The following is a 16,626-nucleotide window of genomic DNA, read 5'->3' as shown; positions in this document are numbered from 1 at the left end:
TCGACCTTTTGGATCAGCGGGTTTGGTTGGGCGACTTCGGCGCAAAGCGCGATAGCAGCTGGATGACGGACATGCACGCCCAGGTGATGGCGAAGGCGATGATGGCGAGCGCCGCCGGCTCGTAGGCGCGGTTGGCCCCTATGTTCTGCAGATAAGGACCGAAGGCCGGTCGGTTGAGCAGGCTCGCCATGGTGAATTCCCCGAGCACGATCGCGAAGGTGAGAAACGCGCCCGACAGCACCGAGATCAGCACATTGGGCAGGATGACGCGCGTGATGATCGTCGTCCAGCCCGCCCCGAGTATCTGCGCAGCCTCGGTGAGGGTGCGCACGTCGATGGTTCGCAAGCCTGTATCGACGGCCCGGTACATGTAGGGGAGCGCAAGCGTCGCGTAGCCGATGACGAGCAGCGCGTTCGTGCCGGCCGCGCTCGCAAGGAACGGCAGGGGCGAGTTCGATCCATACATGCGGATATAGCCGAACACGATGACGATTGCCGGAATGACGAGCGGCAGCAGCGTGATGAACTCGACCACCGGCCTCAGCTGCGGCAGGCGCAGCCTGATCCAATAGGCGGCCGGGACAACGATGAGTATGCCGAGGATGATGGTGAAGATGGCCGCCGCCACCGAATAGCTGAAACTTTGCTGGAAGCGAGCGTCGCCAAGCACAACCTTGTAGGCGTCGAAAGAGTAGGTGCCGCGCCGCATGCGCATCGAGAACTCGAGGGTCGCGATCAGCGGAATGAAGAAATAGGCCGCGCCGACAGCAAAGGTGAGCCAGGCCCAGAAGCGCCCCGACATCATTTCAGCCACCTTTCGCTGCGCATCCTGAACCAAATGTAGAAGAGATTGGCGAGCCCGGTGATGACGATCATGCCGAACGCGATCGCATAGCCGAGATGCGCGTTGTGCAGCACGTCGCCGCGGATCTGCGCAAAGAGCAGGATGGGGACGATGTTGAGCGACGAACCGGTCAGCGCATAGGCAGTCGCGATTGCGCCGAAGGCGTTGGCGAAGAGCAGAATGACGGTGCCGAGGAAGCTCGGCCACAGCACCGGGATCACGACCATCCGCCAGTACTGCCAGCCGGTGGCGCCGAGCGTCGCAGCGGCCTCGCCCCACTCTTTCTTGATGCCGTCGATCGCCGGCGTGATGATGACCACCATCAGCGGGATCTGGAAATAAAGATAGGTGAGCGTGAGGCCCCAGAAGGACAGGATGTTGAAGCCATGGGCATAGATGTTGAAGCCAAACACCGTGCTCAGCAGCACGGTGACGAGGCCGAGCCGGCCCAGCGTTGCGAGGAATGCGAAAGCAAGCGGCACGCCGGCAAAGTTTGAGGCCACACCGGAGAAGGTGAGCGTTGCCGAACGCATCCATGAAGGCAGGCCGCCGCGCACGATGGCAATCGCGATGGCGAGCCCGATCAGCGCACCAAGCATGGCGGAGGCGAAGCTGACCTTGATCGAAATCCAGTAGGCGGCGACGATTGACGGCTGCCAGAGCGCCGTGACGTTCTCGAGCGTGAACTCGCCCGCTTCGTTCTGAAACGCACCCAGCATCAGATATGCCGTCGGCAGGATCAGGAACATGACGGCAAAGATGAAGAACGGCGCGACGCCGAGCCAATGCGTCGGCAGCCTGACCCGACGTGCCGAGGCGGGCGGGGCCGAGCGTGCGACAGGTTCGGAGATGGTTACTTGGGCCATGACGCCGTCCGTGCTTGAATGGCTGACGCCCAGGATGGCGCGAGGCCGAGCAGCCCGAAGACCGCCCGGCCCTGTCGCGATTTACTGAACGTTGGCGCCGACCACCGTATCCCAGTTCTTGGTGATCGCCTCCTTGGAAATGGCCTGCTCCTCGAGCGTCGGGAACACGGCGGCCTCGTAGGCGGCGGCCGGCGGCAGCTTGTCGAGCAGATCCTGCGGGATCGCGCCCTTCTTGGCGAGGTCATTGAAGCGGATCGGATGGCAATAGCCCTTGAGCCAGCCGATCTGTCCCTCATCCGAATAGAGATACTCCATCCACAGCTTGGCGGCATTCGGATGCGGCGCATAGGCGCTGATCGCCTGAACGTAGACGCCGGCGACGACGCCGGTCTTCGGCACGATAACGTCGACCGGTGGGTTGCCGGCAAGCGTGTCGCGGCCGGCAAGCGCATTGTAGTCCCAGTTGATCAGGATCGGCGTCTGGCCCTGCGCCAGGGTCGCCGGCTTGCCGATGACCGGAACGAAATTGCCGCTGGAGTTCAGCTCCTTGAAAAAGTCGAGGCCGGTCTTGCCGGCGGCTTCGCCGGCCGCAGCGCCCTTCGAGAGCCCCGCAGCATAGACGGCCTGGATCGCCTGGTTCGAGGCGCGCGGATCGCCGGCGAGCGCGACGCTGTTGGCGTATTCCGGCTTCAGGAGGTCGGCCCAGTCGGCCGGGACGTTCTTGACGAGGTCCTTGTTCACCATGAAGGAGAGCACGCCGTAATAGTCGCCGTACCAATAACCCTCGGCGTCCTTGGCGCTGTCGGGGATCGAGTCCCACGTGGAGACCTTGTACGGCTGGATAAGGCCGTCCTTCTTGGCCGAGGGCCCGAAGGAGAGACCGACGTCGATGACATCGGGCGACTGCGGACCCTTGTTGTCCTTGTTGGCCTTGATGGCCTCGACCTCGTCGCCGGAACCGGCGTCTGGGTTGAGTTCGTTGACGGTGATCTCAGGGTATTTGGCCTTGAAGCCGTCGATCACGGCGCCGTAGCCGCACCAGTCATGCGGCAGCGCGATCGTGGTGAGCTGCCCCTCGGCCTTGGCAGCCTTGACGAGTTCGTCGAGCGACTGCGCCGACGAAATCGCCGTCGACGCGAACAGGGCCGCGGCTGCGAGGGAAAGCACTTTCCCCGTGAAATTGAACATATGTCTCTCCGTTGAACTGACACCATCCGGCGCCGTCGCTGCGGTAGCTGTCATTGATGACACTTGGATGAATGCTCCCGACCGCCGGCTCCCCCTGGCAAGGAAAAATTAACTACTTTTCCGCCCCCGTAGCAATCGGCATCGTTGTTTCGTGGCTAACGATTGCCTGCTGCGGGCTCAGACCCTCCCCTCCATCGCGTTCTCGAGCAGCGTCAGCGCTGCCTTCTTCGTCAGCTTCACCGGATTGCCGCCGGCAGTCGGATCGACGACCGCCATGTCGGCAATCAGTGCTTTACGCTTCTTGTCCATCTCGAGCCCCTTGATCAGATCCGGCAACGTATGCGGCACCTTGAGCTCCTTGCGCAGCTTGCCGACAGCCTTGGCGAACCCGTCGAACCCGCCTTTGATGCCGCAATAGGCGGCAAGCCGGGCGATACGCTCCTCGACCGCCTCGCGGTTGAAGGCCAGCACGTAGGGCATGAAGACCGCATTGGTCATGCCGTGATGCGTGTCGTACAGCGCGCCGATCGGGTGCGACAGCGAATGGATCGCGCCGAGCCCCTTCTGGAAGGCAGTCGCGCCCATCGCTGCTGCGGCCATCATGTTGGCCCGCGCGACGAGATCGTTTCCATTCGCGAAGGCCTTCGGCAGGTTTTCGAAGACGAGGCGGATGCCTTCGACCGCAATGCCGTCCGCCATCGGGTGATAGCCCGGTGCGCAATAGGCTTCCAGGCAATGAGCTAGCGCATCCATGCCGGTGCCGGCGGTGATGAAGGGCGGCATGCCGGCGGTAAGCTCGGGGTCGGCGATCACGATCGCAGGCAACATCTTCGGATGGAAGATCACCTTCTTGGTGTGCGTCGCCTCGTTGGTGATGACGCCCGCGCGGCCGACCTCCGAGCCGGTACCGGCGGTGGTCGGCACCGCCACGATCGGAACGATCCCATCCGGATCGGCGCGCGTCCACCAGTCGCCGATGTCCTCGAAATCCCAGATCGACCGCGTCTGCCCGGCCTGGAAAGCGATCAGTTTGCCAAGGTCCAGCGCCGAGCCGCCGCCGAAGGCGATCACGCCGTCATGCTTGCCTTTCCTGAACGCTTCAATGCCGGCGGTGAGATTGGATTCGACCGGATTGGGCTTCACCTCCGAGAAGACGGCGTAGGGGACCTTGGCGTCCTCGAGAATCTTCAAGCTCCTTGCAACGACTGGCAGCTTGGCGAGACCGGGATCGGTGACAAAGAGGGGTCGTTTGATGCCGGTGGCGGCCAGCGCATCCGGCAGTTCGGAGATCCGGCCGGCGCCGAAGCGTACGGTGGTGGGATAGTTCCATTTGGAAATCAGCTTGGTCATTTGTCTCTGGTTGCTTCGAGTTCATCTCACGAACGTGTTCATTACGCGTTCGGACTGCATCATGTATGGAATCCAGATGGCGGCGCCGATAACGGATCCTATGATAGCGCGCATGGTCTCTTCATCGAACGCGTGGGCCTCGGCCTCGGGGAAAGTCGCATATCCAACGAGCGCGAACGCGATCAGGGTGACCGGTATGGCGGCCCACCAGATCATGTACCAGCCGGGGAAAATCTCCCATCGTTTGAACATGAAGTAGAGCAAAGCGATCGGCGCAGCAAAGAAGAGGGTGACGTGTACGGCCAGTTCCGCCACTGTAAAGGCGGCCTGCGCAGCAGTCAGGAGCGGCCAAAGCTCGCTGATATGAGCGGTGTCTTTCGCTAGCCGAGTGAGCGCGGTCAACGGCACGAGGAAAAGCCCAAGCAACGGCAGAATGAGCCAGCCGCCAAGGCCTGCTGGGCCATCGCTTGGATCGTCAGTTTGCGTCTCTTCCATTCCCCCCTCCAGTTTAGGATGCGCTCAGATCGCCTCGCGCAGGTGATAGGATTTCGGCCGGGTCAGGTTCTCATAACCGATTGCCGAAAGCGCCGCGCCCTTGCCTGTATCCTTCACCCCGGTCCACACCAGCGCCGGGTCGAGATAGTCGCAGCGGTTCATGAAGACGGTGCCGGTCTCGACGCGGTCGCCGATTGCCGCGGCATGGTCGGTGTCGCGTGTCCAGATCGAGGCGGTGAGGCCGTAGGGGCTGTCGTTCATCAGCGCGATCGCCTCCTCGTCGTTCCTCACCTTCATTATGCCGACGATCGGCCCGAAGCTCTCCTCGCGCATGACACTCATCTGATGGTCGACATTGGTGAGCACTTCCGGCGCGAGATAAGGTGAGCCCTCCTTGTCACCCTCGACCTTCATGTCGATGTGCGCGGTGGCGCCCTTGCGCAAGGCTTCCGCCTTCTGTTCGCGAATGAGATCGGCAAAACGCGCCTGCGCCATCGGCCCCATGGTGGTCGCCTGGTCGAGCGGGCTGCCGACGACATAATCCTTAGTCAGCGAAATGAAGCCGTCTACGAACTCGTCATAGACCTTCTCATGCACATAGATGCGCTCGATGCCGCAGCAGCACTGACCGGAATTGTAGAAGGCTCCGTCGACCAGATTGGCCACGGCGTGATCCATCTTCACGTCTGGCAGTACATAGGCCGGATCTTTGCCGCCGAGCTCCAGCCCGAGCGTCATGAACGTGCCGGCGGCGGCCCTTTCGATTGCGCGGCCGCCGGCAACCGAACCGGTGAAATTCACGTGGTCGATCCTGCCGGAGCCGAGCAGCTTCTCCGTCTGGGCGTGGTTCATCACGATGTTCTGGAACAGGCCTTTCGGCAGCCCGGCTTGATCGAAGGCCTTTGCGAAGCGCTCGCCCACGAGCAGCGTCTGTGCCGCGTGCTTCAGGATCACGGCGCTGCCGGCAATCAGCGCCGGCACGATGGTATTGACCGCGGTGAGGTAGGGATAGTTCCACGGTGCAATGACCATGACCACGCCGAGCGGCTCCCGCTTCACATAACGGCGGAAGCCCGGCTTGGGATCGCTCGCGATCACCGGCACCAAGGCCTTCTCGGCGATGTCGATCATGTATCTGGTACGCTCGATGACACCGCCCTTCTCGCCGCCATAGCGGACGGGGCGGCCCATCTGCCAGGCGAGCTCGACCACGATCTCATCGTTCATGGCGACGAGCGCATCGAGAAACGCAAGCGCATAACGGCAGCGCTCGGCGATCGGCGTCTGCGCCCACGCGACCTGCGCCGCCCTCGCCCGCTCGACTGCGGCGTTCACCTGTTGATCGGTGGCTAGCGGCCTCTCGGCATAGATCGAGCCATCGATGGGGGATTTGATCTTCACGGTTTCGGTCATGGTTTTTTTCAATCGCTTGTCAGCAGGGGATTACCTGGACATGGCCTTGCTCGGCGTAGTCGAGGATTTTGCGGTCGCGCGTCATGATACGATAACCATGCTCACGCGCGGTCGCGATGAAAAGACGGTCAAAGGGATCCCTCGGTGGGTTACCCGGAAGAAATGACGAGTTGATCAGTATGTCGGTCGTGAGTGCAGCCGTTTCTGAGAACGGAGGGATCACCAAGCTGTCGAACCACGATCGCACCGACATGGCCGATGTCGCCCGGCGCCGAGCGATCAGCATTCCCATCTCCCAGGCGCTAGTTGGTGAAACCATAACAGGCACGCGCGCTTCCGCGGACTCATCGAGGGCAGCCTGAGCCCTCGGATGAAGCTCTGCTTCTTCCGTTATCCAAATGGCGGCACACGTGTCGAGCAATATGCTTCCGGGCATGGGATCAGTTTCCGGCCTCGGGCCCGTACTTCCGGTCCAGGTAGTCGGCCAGATCCGTATCGGGGGGCTCCGTGAGATCGACGCCAGGGGCCAAAGTGATGACGCCCTTCAGACGGCCAAACAAAGGGTGACGTTTTGGCGGTACCGTATAGTCGGACTGGGATTTCTCCCCGAAGCCGGCCGTTCCGACATCGCTCCCTGACACGCCAATGCGCGTGAACGTCAAACGCTCCCCGGCAATATCGACCTCTTCCGTCTGGAAGCCCGCAGCGAGCCACTCCTTTGTCATCGGATTGTTGCTCGGGTTATTGCTCCACCACGCGGGATATTTCTTCGACGCGGGCAGCCTCGTTTCGAGGAGACGTTCGATTTCCTCGAACGTCATCGCGATACGATTCTTGTCCTGTGCCTCGAGATACGAACGCAATGGAGAGTATTTTCCCATCTGCGCCTCCATCCTAACTTCCCTACAATACAGCTTTAGTTAGGTAGACGCAATTTCCTACAGCTTTAATAGCGTTCGAACCCCCTGTGCAGCTCCCAGTCCGTCACACGGCGGTCATATTCGAACTGCTCCCATTTTGCCGTGTGAACGTAGTGCTCGATCACTTCCTCGCCGAAGGCAGTCTTCAGCATCTCTGAACCGGCCAAGGTGTCGGTCGCCTCGCGGAGCGTCTTCGGGATTTCGGTTAGCTCGGCACCATAATACGCGTCGCCCTCGAAGGGCTTCGCCAATTCCAGCTTTTCGTCGACGCCGGCGAGCCCCGCCGCGATCAGCGCCGCGAAGGCAAGGTAGGGATTGAGATCGGCGCCGCCGACACGGCATTCGATGCGCACGCCCTTGGTGCCCTCCCCGCAGAGCCGGAAACCGGCGGTGCGGTTGTCGCGGCTCCAGGTGATCTTGGTGGGCGCAAACGTGCCAACCTGGAAGCGCTTGTAGGAGTTGATGTAGGGCGCGAGGAACCAGGTGAAGTCGCTCGCATATTTGAGCTGGCCGGCCACCCATGAGCGCATCAGCGGGCTCATGGAGTATTCTGAGTTCTTGTCGAAGAACAGCGGCGCCTTGCCGTCGGCGCTCCACAGCGAATTGTGGATGTGGCTCGAATTGCCGGCGAGCGCATAATTGTACTTCGCCATGAAGGTGATCGCCTTCCCCTGGGAGGCAGCGATCTCCTTGCAGCCGTTCTTCAGGATGGCATGGCGGTCGGCCATCTCCAGCGCTTCGGCATAGCGCACATTGATCTCTTCCTGGCCGGGGCCCCACTCGCCCTTGGAGTTCTCGACCGGGATACCGGCCGCTTCCAGCCCGTTTCGGATCGCCCTCATGACGGCCTCTTCCTTGCTCGTCAGCTGGATGAGGTAGTCTTCGATGTAGGGCGAGGCGGTCGCAAGGTTCTGCCAGTGCTTGCCACGGGCGGAATCGTAGGTTTCCTCAAACAGATAGAATTCGAGCTCGGAGGCGAAGTATGCCATCCAGCCGCGCTCTTTCAGCCGAGAGACCTGACGCTTCAGGATCGCGCGCGGCGAGTGCGGCAGGTCATCATGCGTGTGATGGTCGAGCACGTCGCAAAGCACAAGTGCCGTCTTTTCGAGCCACGGCACGTGGCGCAGCGTGGAAAGGTCCGGCTTCATGACGAAGTCGCCGTAACCCTTGGACCAGCTTGCCGCCTTGTAGCCGGGCACCGGCTCCATATCGATGTCGTTGGCGAGCAGGTAGTTGCAGCCATGGGTCTCGTCATGCGCGGACTCGACGAAATATTTGGCGAGAAACCTCTTGCCGATGAGGCGACCCTGCATGTCGACCGCGGATGCGAGGACTGTGTCGATCTCGCCCGCAGCGACCGCCTTCTCGAGTTGGTCGAAACTAAGGTTTCCGGCCATTATTCAGAAACTCCGTTGCCTGCTTCCTTGAAACGAAACAGCCGTGGCCGGCAGGCGCCGCCCACGGCGTGTGCGATGGTCTAGTGTCTTTCGCCAACGGCCTTCTCGGCTGCGGCGATCGCCGCCTGGCGCGCAGCAATGATCTCGCCCATCGGCGGGCCCCGGAAACGGCCATTCTCCATCGCGAACCAGACAATCGCGGTCAGGATGAAGAAGCCGACCGTGATGTAGAGCGCCCAGTCGTTCGGCGGTTGGATGCCGATCACGAAAATCAGGATCATCGACAGCACCGAGAGCACCCCGAATAGCATGTAGACGCCGCGCCCGAGGTTCCATGGGCCCATCTTGTCCCATTTCGGCGTCCCCCAGGCCATCATCCCGAGCACGATCGGGATGGTGAAGGACAGGAACAGGAAGATCACGGTGCAGGACACCACGATTGTATAGGCCGACGTGCCAGCTACCGAGACCAGCGACGATCCCCATACGAACAGCACGGAGAGCACCGCCGACGTCCAGATAGCCGCAACAGGCGTGCGGTATTTCGGGCTGACTTTCGAGAGGGCTGTCGAGGCGGGCAGCCCCCCGTCACGCGAAAAGGCGAAGATCATGCGCGAGGCAGAAGTCACCGTCGCCAACCCGCAGAGAAGCTGCGCAAGGAGGACGACCAGGTAGACCAGCTCCTTGATGCCGGAGCCGACCTTCTGGTCGAACGCCCAGAAGAAGACGTTCCAGCCTTGCGCGGCCGCCTGATCCATGTCGGGAACCATGAGCACGAACGGCACCAGGAAGACCAGGCCGAAGATCGCGGACCAGATGACGGACATCACCATCGCCCGAGGCACCGAACGAGCCGCCTTGATCGTCTCTTCGGACGTGTGCGCCGAGGCGTCGTAACCGGTGATCGTATAGATCGGCAGCAGCAGGCCAAGCGCGAACACCCAGGCGTTGGAGACTGCGGGCCAGACATTGCCGCCCGCCTCGCCTGAATAGTTCTTGAACGTGAACAGGCGGCTCAAGTCCCAGGTGTCGGCTGCCGCAAGGCAAACGATACCGATCAGGATGGAGCCACAGAAGATCAGCCAGCCTGAGAAGTCGGTCAACTTTGCGGTCAGCTTGATGCCCATATGGTTGATCAGCGCCTGGCCGCCCGTGATGATGATCAGGAAGATCGTCTGGTTGGTCAGGGTGTTCTCGATGTGAAGCGCCGGACCGAAGGCGCCCACGAAGAAGGTCCAGGTGCCGACATTGATAGCGCCGAGCACCGTGACGAGGCCGAGCAGGTTCAGCCAGGCCGTCACCCAGCCTGTGCCACGGCTGCCGAGGATCGAGCCCCAATGATAAAGACCGCCCGCGGTCGGATAGGCGGAGCTGATCTGCGACATCGCCACTGCAAAGGTCAGCGATACGAAGCAGCCGACCAGCCAGCCGACGCCGATGCCGATGCCGCCGGCGCCGGAGGTTGCCTGCGCCAGCGAGTTGATGCCGCCAGATAGAATGCAAATGATCGAGAACGAGACTGCGAAGTTGGAGAATCGGCTGAGCCGCCGCTCCAGTTCCTGGGCATAGCCCATCGAATGGAGGACTTTGACGTCCTCACGCTTGTCGGTTTCGGTATAATCATGTGTCGACATGCTATTCACCTTCCCCTGGATGTTTTGCCGAACTCAGGACGCGTCCGCCTTGGCCGTTTCAGCTCCTTCTTAGTATTCCCGCACTCCCAGCTTCTTTATATTCCGCACTCCCGGCCAGCCCGGCGAGGATTTCACCGAGCCGGCTGCCCCAAATTGAATGTCCCTTCTGCCCTGAGATCTCGTCGTTGCGGATCTCGATCATCGCGCATGGCAGGCCACGCGAACGTGCATGCCGCTCCAGCGTGTAATAGACGCGGTCGGATGGCGAGTAGGGTTGGTTGATGCCGATGACCACTCCGGTTCTCTGCAGCGCCTCGATCATCGGCGTCGCGAGCCGCGTATCGTCATCGTGAATGATGCCGACCTGCCAGGGGCGCGACACGGACTTGTAGATGGGCGTGTAGGAATGGACGGAGACGAGCCATGTCGGACTGCCGGAGCGCTGCCGCTCCGATATGACATCGTCGATGAGGTCGTGAAACGGCTGGTGCGCGAGCGCGATGCGCCTGGCACGCTCGGCTGCCCCGAGATTGCGGTTGCCAGGTATTTCCGTGTTTTCGCTGATTTCCGGAATGAGGTCCGGCGCGTCCAAGGGCCGATTGCAGTCGATGAGGAGGCGCGAGACACAGGATTCGACGAGCGGAGCATCGAGCATTGCCGAGATGCGTTGAGCGACCGGCAGCGCGCCTGGGTCCCAGGCGATATGGCGTGACAGCTCGGCAGGCTCCAGCCCGAGCGTTCCATATTCTTCAGGGAGGGAGTTGGAGGCGTGATCGCAGACGACGACGAACGGGCTCGAACCATGAGGGTTCGTCACCTTTGCCGCATTCGACGGAGCAAGCCGGGCAAGCCGCGCTGCATCCATGGTCCCCGTCCCTTTGGGCGCTGTATCGAATGATACGAAATTTCTCTCATTGCGCCGATACGGATGATTTCATACAGCTTGCAAAGTTTTGTCAAACGGGTTTTCCGCCGTGCCCGCGCAAGTTTCGCGAAAACATTGGAAAACCGCTCCGCCCGAACCGCGGACAGAGGCCGATATGAGCAGCATCGCCGAACAGATCGCCGACCGGATCGGCGTCATGCCGGCAAGCGAGCGCCGCGCTGCGCAGACTTTGATCGCGAATTACCCGCTGATCGGCCTGAAGACTGTGGCGGACTTCTCGGCTGCGGCGGGCGTAAGCTCTCCGACGATCCTGCGCTTCGTGGCGCGACTCGGTTTCCAGAACTATCCCGAATTTCAGGCGGCCCTTCAGGACGAGCTTGCAGCACAGCTGCAATCGCCGCTCTACCGGGCCGAGCATCCCTCGACCGTCGCAGCAAGTGAGAGCTCGCCGACCGTATGCGCGATTGTCGAGAACATAGGCGAGACCTTCCGCCATCTCTCGGGCAAGCAGATCGCGCAGCTAGCGACCCTCCTTACCTCCCAAAAGTCCAAAGTTTTCCTGGTCGGGGGCCGCTTCACCGATCCGATCGCCCGCTACATGGCCGCGCACCTCGCCATCGTGCGGCCCAACGTCTTCCACCTCGCCGGCCAGGAGAGCATGTGGCGTGACCGGCTGATCGACATGGGCAAGCGCGATGTTCTCCTGATCTTCGACATACGCCGCTACCAGGAAAGCCTCCTCCGTTTCGCCGAAAAGGCGCATCAGCGCGGCGTGCAGATCGTGCTCTTCACGGACCAATGGCTATCGCCGATCGCACGCTTCGCGCGCCATGTGGTGGCGGGCCGCACGGCAGTTCCCTCCGCGTGGGATTCTTCGGCCGCGCTCTTCGTGGTAGCCGAGACGCTGATCAGCGAGCTCACACTCCAGCTCGAGAAGGATAGCGAACGGCGCATTCGCGAGATGGAGAAACTGCGGTGAGCGAGTAGCGAATAGGGGAACAGCGAACAACGAGAAGAGGCGTGCGGGCTGCATCGCATTCACGGCAGTGTCCGCTACTCGCTATTCGCTATTCCCTATTCGCTCTTCTCTATTCGCTCTTCTTCACACATCCGTGATCTACACGCCGTTCAACCTTACGCAAATTTAATGAGAAATCGGCGTTACGATCTGGCACAGGGGTGCTCGAGTCGGGGCTGTCTGCGCCTTGCAGATTGGCTGATTTCATGTTTTGGCGCCGGCGTCGTATTATGGTGCGATGCCTCGCACGTCGATTTTGCGCATGATCGGGGTCATGAATGTCTGTTTGGAAACAGCTTGCTGTCTCGCTGGTGGTGCTCGTTGCGGCCGCCGCGGCCTGGGTCAAGTTCTTCCCCGGCTCGGACAGGGTGCTGGCTTCCTGGGGCATCGAATGGGCGGCCGCCTCAACTCCGAAGAATGAAGCGACCGGCGCAACTCGTCGCGAGGATGGCGGCAAGGGCGGCGGGCAGCCGATGTCCGTCGTCGCGCAGGCGGCGACCACCGGCACTATTAACGACCGCCTGCAGGCGATCGGAACCGGCCGTGCCAATGCGACAGTGACGGTCACGCCCTATACGTCCGGCCGTCTTACCGAATTTCTGGTGAACTCCGGCGTCCGTGTCCAGGCGGGGCAGGTCATTGCCAAGCTCGACTCCGAAACCGAGGAGATCGCGCTCGAGCGCGCCAAGCTCGCGCGTGACGATGCCTCTGCCAAAGTCGAGCGCATGCGTGCCTTGAGCAAGTCGAACGCCGTGACGACGGTTCAGCTGACCGAGGCTGAACTCGATTTCCGCAACGCCGAGCTGGCGGTGCACGATGCACAGGTGGCGCTCGACCGCCGCTCCGTCGTTTCGCCCATTTCTGGCGTCGTGGGCATACTGCCGATCGAGGCCGGCAACTACGTCACCAGCCAGTCCGCCGTCGCGACAGTGGACGACCGTTCGTCGATCCTGGTCGATTTCTGGGTGCCGGAGCGCTTCGCCGCAGCGGTGAAAGTCGGCGCGGAAATTGCGGCGACGCCGCTCGCCAATCCCAAGGATTCTTTTTCGGGCAAAGTCTCGGCGATCGACAACCGCATCGACGAGAAAAGCCGGACGCTTTGGGTGCAGGCGAGGATCGCCAATCCCGCCGACTCGCTGCGCGCCGGCATGTCCTTCCAGGTCACGATGCGTTTCGAGGGCGAGACGTATCCGGCGGTCAGCCCGCTGGCTGTGATGTGGGGTACCGACGGTGCCTTCATCTGGACGGTGGCGGACGGCAAGATCAAGCGCGTCCCGGTGCGCGTCATCCAGCGCAACACAGAGCTGGTTCTGGTGGACGCCCCGCTCGCCGCGGGCGACATGGTCGTGACCGAGGGTGTGCAGAGCGTGCGCGAAGGTAGCGAGGTGCGTATCGCCGGCGAGCGCCAGCCGCGGCCCACCGACGTCAGCGGGTCCTGATTCCGATGGCGGAGCCCGACCACAAGCCAGCGAGCGACACTGGCCTGACGGCCCTTTTCATCCGAAGGCCGGTGATGGCCTTCGTGCTCAACACATTGATCGCGGTAGCCGGCCTCGCCGCCTTTTACGGCGTCGAGATCCGCGAGCTGCCGGACGTCGATCGCGCAGTCATATCGGTCAGCACGGATTTCACAGGCGCGGCAGCGGAAACCGTGGACCGACAGCTTACCGACGTGATCGAAGGCGCGGTGTCCCGAGTGTCGGGCGTCAAGTCGATCTCCTCGACCTCCTCGTTCGGGCGCAGCCGCGTCACGATCGAATTCAATGACGGCGTCGATCTCAACGTCGCGGCCTCGGACGTGCGCGATGCCATCGGTCGCGTGTCAAACCAGCTGCCGGATGCGGCCGACCCGCCGCGGATCGTCAAGGCGGACGCCAATTCCGATGCGGTCATGCGGCTCGCGGTGACCTCGGACAAGATGTCGATCCAGGACATGACCGTCCTTGTGGAGGACCAGATCGAGGATACGCTGGCGGCGGTGCCGGGCGTTGCCGACGTTCAGGTCTACGGCGACAGGGAAAAGATCTTCCGTATCGACGTCGATCAGAGCAAGCTCGCCGCTCTGGGCTATACCGTCGCCGACTTGCGCCGGGCGCTCGCCTCAGTGGCTTTCGATTCTCCGGCCGGCTCGATCACCACGACCAATCAGGACCTTATCGTACGCACCACCGCGGACGTGACCACGCCGGAAGATTTCGAGGCGATCGTCATCGCCGGCAACACGCATCTGCGCGACGTGGCCAGCGTTACGCTCGGCCCCGATATCGCCCAGAGCACGCTGCGCTCCGACGGCAAGAACGGCATCGGCCTCGGCATCGTGCGCCAGGCCGAATCGAATACGCTCGACATTTCGGAGGGCGTAAGGGCGGCCGTCGCACAGATCCAGAAGACCCTCCCCGAGGGCATGACCATCAAGGTCACCAGCGATGACGCCGTGTTCGTCAACGGGGCAGTGCACGAGGTCGAGCTGGCGCTCGGGCTGTCGGTCTCGATCGTGCTGATCGTCATCTACCTCTTCCTGCTGGACTGGAAGGCGACGCTCATTCCCGGACTTTCCATGCCGGTCGCCATGATTGGGACAATCGCAGCGATCTATCTGGCCGGCTTCTCGATCAACATCCTGACGCTGCTGGCGCTGGTGCTGGCCACGGGCCTGGTCGTCGACGATGCGATCGTGGTGCTCGAAAACATCGTGCGCCGGCGGAACGAGGGTATGGGCCCGCGTGCCGCGGCGGTGCTGGGCACCCAGGAAGTCTTCTTCGCGGTCATCGCGACCACGGCAACGCTGGTCGCCGTCTTCGTGCCGATCTCCTTCCTGCCCGGCCAGGCAGGCGGCTTGTTCCGCGAATTCGGCTTCGTGCTTGCGATGTCGGTCATCCTGTCCTGCGTCGTGGCATTGACGCTGTGCCCCATGCTCGCTTCTCGCATGCTGTCCGGCGCGTCGGTCCACCATGAAGGAGACCGAGGCGGCCTGGGCGGCCGGATCGGTGGCGCCCTGGGCGGGCTCTACAAACGCTGCCTGCATGCTTGCCTGGACGCGCCGATGATCGTCGTACTGGTGGCCGTGCTGTTTGCCGGAACCGCCTTCGCCATGTTCGGGACGATCCGCCAGGAGCTCACTCCGACCGAGGATCGTTCGGCGGTGCTTCTGAGGATCAACGCGCCGCAAGGGGTGAGCTTGGATTATACCGCTTCTCAGATGCGCCGGCTTGCCGAACTGCTGCAGCCGTTGCGGGATTCCGGCGAGATCGAGACGACGTTCGAGAACGCCGGCAACAACGGCCAGTATAACAGCGGCTTTTTGGTAGCCACGCTCGCGCCGTGGGAAAAGCGCGAACGCAGCCAGCAGCAGATCATGGCGCAGATCGCGCAGCTTGCGAAACAGGTTCCAAGCGTGCGCGTGTTCCCGGTGCAACCAAACAGCCTCGGCATTCGCGGGGCCGGCAATGGCCTGCAATTCGCACTGGTCGGCAGCGACCGGGAGGCGCTGAGCCAGGCAGCGGTCAAGGTTATCGAGAAGATGCAGGACAATCCGCGCTTCCAGCAGCCGCGGCTCTCCGTCGATCCCACGCAGCCGCAGCTTTCAGTCGTCATCGACCGTCAGCGAGCTTCCGATCTCGGCATCGACATCACCGGGCTCGCCGCCACGCAGCAGGCCATGCTCGACGGCAACGACATCGGGGACGTCTATATCGGCGACCGAGCCTACGGCGTGAAACTTGTCTCGACTACCAATCCCATCAACGATCCGACCGACCTGGAGAACATCTACCTCAAGACCGGCGACGGCCGCTACGTGCCGATGTCGACCATCGCCACCCTCACCGAACGGGCCGTTCCGCCTTCGCTGACACGTGAGCAACGGCAGCCGTCAGTTGCGATCACCTCGAACCTGCGCGAGGATTTCGCGCTCGGCGACGCATTGCATGCGGCCCAAGAGATCGCGGAGCCGCTGCTGCCGCCGGGCAGCCGTATCGTGCCGTTGGCCGAAGCGGCGACACTGGGCGAGACCAACAGCGGAATGCTCACCATCTTCGGCTTCGCGCTCGTGATCATCCTGCTCGTGCTCGCCGCCCAGTTCGAGAGCTTCGTCAGCGCCGTCATCATCATGGCGACCGTGCCGCTCGGGCTCGCCTGCGCGATCATCGCACTGATCCTCACCGGCACCAGTCTCAACGCTTACAGCCAGATCGGCCTGGTGCTCCTGGTCGGGGTGATGGCCAAGAACGGCATTCTGATCGTCGAATTCGCCAACCAGCTGCGCGACCGCGGGCTGGGCGTGCGGGAAGCTATCGAGCAGGCATCGAACATACGCCTGCGGCCGGTCATGATGACCATGATCTGTACCGTGCTCGGCGGCGTGCCGCTCGTGCTGGCAAGCGGCGCCGGTGCGGAGGCCCGCATTGCGCTCGGCTGGGTGATCGTCGGCGGCCTCGGCCTCGCAACCGTCTCGACGCTGTTCCTGACGCCGGTCGCCTATCTGTTGCTCGGCCGTTTCGTCACGCCCAAGGTCGAGGAAGAGGTGCGCCTGAAGCGCGAGCTTCACGAGGCAGTGAATGGCAAGATGGCCGCAGCGCAGCCGGCCGAATGAGAAGGAGCAAGGGAATAGGGGAGT

General features: G+C 62.4%; 14 protein-coding genes. 3 read left to right on the top strand and 11 right to left on the bottom strand.

Annotation, left to right across the window (positions count from 1 at the left end):
* Positions 1–13: 13 nt before the first annotated feature.
* The 11 genes from SAZ10_RS25070 to SAZ10_RS25020 form a co-directional block, all read right to left on the bottom strand.
* A complete protein-coding gene (locus SAZ10_RS25070; protein ID WP_318612123.1) occupies positions 14–805 on the bottom strand; it encodes an ABC transporter permease in 792 nt (263 codons plus the stop codon).
* Positions 802–1,593 carry an ABC transporter permease gene (locus tag SAZ10_RS25065; protein ID WP_412535296.1) on the bottom strand — a complete coding sequence of 264 codons (792 nt, stop codon included), beginning with the start codon at positions 1,591–1,593 and terminating at the stop codon, positions 802–804. The genes SAZ10_RS25070 and SAZ10_RS25065 overlap by 4 nt, the downstream gene beginning before the upstream one ends.
* 198 nt (positions 1,594–1,791) lie before the next feature.
* The gene (locus tag SAZ10_RS25060; RefSeq protein ID WP_318612121.1) at positions 1,792–2,898 is read right to left on the bottom strand and encodes an ABC transporter substrate-binding protein; all 1,107 of its coding nucleotides are present in this window, start codon (positions 2,896–2,898) and stop codon (positions 1,792–1,794) included.
* A gap of 177 nt (positions 2,899–3,075) precedes the next feature.
* Complete coding sequence (locus SAZ10_RS25055; RefSeq protein ID WP_318612120.1) at positions 3,076–4,248, bottom strand: iron-containing alcohol dehydrogenase; 1,173 nt, start codon at positions 4,246–4,248, stop codon at positions 3,076–3,078.
* A gap of 21 nt (positions 4,249–4,269) precedes the next feature.
* Positions 4,270–4,743, bottom strand: coding sequence for a DUF2569 domain-containing protein (locus SAZ10_RS25050; RefSeq protein ID WP_318612119.1), 474 nt, complete (start codon positions 4,741–4,743; stop codon positions 4,270–4,272).
* A gap of 24 nt (positions 4,744–4,767) precedes the next feature.
* A complete protein-coding gene (locus SAZ10_RS25045; protein ID WP_318612118.1) occupies positions 4,768–6,156 on the bottom strand; it encodes an aldehyde dehydrogenase family protein in 1,389 nt (462 codons plus the stop codon).
* A 19-nt stretch (positions 6,157–6,175) separates the two neighbouring features.
* On the bottom strand, positions 6,176–6,592 hold the full coding sequence (locus SAZ10_RS25040) for a type II toxin-antitoxin system VapC family toxin (protein ID WP_318612117.1): 417 nt from the start codon (positions 6,590–6,592) through the stop codon (positions 6,176–6,178).
* A gap of 4 nt (positions 6,593–6,596) precedes the next feature.
* Positions 6,597–7,049, bottom strand: coding sequence for a hypothetical protein (locus tag SAZ10_RS25035; protein WP_318612116.1), 453 nt, complete (start codon positions 7,047–7,049; stop codon positions 6,597–6,599).
* Positions 7,050–7,102: 53 nt separating this feature from the next.
* Entirely contained in the window at positions 7,103–8,473 is a 1,371-nt protein-coding gene (locus SAZ10_RS25030) for a glutamine synthetase family protein (RefSeq protein ID WP_318612115.1), read from the bottom strand.
* A gap of 80 nt (positions 8,474–8,553) precedes the next feature.
* Positions 8,554–10,107, bottom strand: coding sequence for an amino acid permease (locus tag SAZ10_RS25025; protein WP_318612114.1), 1,554 nt, complete (start codon positions 10,105–10,107; stop codon positions 8,554–8,556).
* Between the two features lie 58 nt (positions 10,108–10,165).
* Complete coding sequence (locus SAZ10_RS25020) at positions 10,166–10,972, bottom strand: N-formylglutamate amidohydrolase (RefSeq protein WP_318612113.1); 807 nt, start codon at positions 10,970–10,972, stop codon at positions 10,166–10,168.
* 175 nt (positions 10,973–11,147) lie between these two features.
* On the opposite strand from SAZ10_RS25020, the gene SAZ10_RS25015 reads away from it, so the two are divergent.
* The 3 genes from SAZ10_RS25015 to SAZ10_RS25005 all read left to right on the top strand — a co-directional run bounded on the left by SAZ10_RS25015 (position 11,148) and on the right by SAZ10_RS25005 (position 16,602).
* Positions 11,148–11,972 carry a MurR/RpiR family transcriptional regulator gene (locus SAZ10_RS25015; RefSeq protein WP_318612112.1) on the top strand — a complete coding sequence of 275 codons (825 nt, stop codon included), beginning with the start codon at positions 11,148–11,150 and terminating at the stop codon, positions 11,970–11,972.
* Between the two features lie 317 nt (positions 11,973–12,289).
* On the top strand, positions 12,290–13,450 hold the full coding sequence (locus SAZ10_RS25010; protein ID WP_318612111.1) for an efflux RND transporter periplasmic adaptor subunit: 1,161 nt from the start codon (positions 12,290–12,292) through the stop codon (positions 13,448–13,450).
* 5 nt (positions 13,451–13,455) lie between these two features.
* Entirely contained in the window at positions 13,456–16,602 is a 3,147-nt protein-coding gene (locus SAZ10_RS25005; RefSeq protein ID WP_318612110.1) for an efflux RND transporter permease subunit, read from the top strand.
* The last annotated feature ends 24 nt before the right edge of the window (positions 16,603–16,626 follow it).

The organism is Mesorhizobium sp. BAC0120 (genome assembly GCF_033542235.1).
In the GTDB taxonomy this organism is placed as follows: Bacteria; Pseudomonadota; Alphaproteobacteria; order Rhizobiales; family Rhizobiaceae; genus JAWRCU01.
This window is presented reverse-complemented; position numbering and strand designations above follow the sequence as displayed.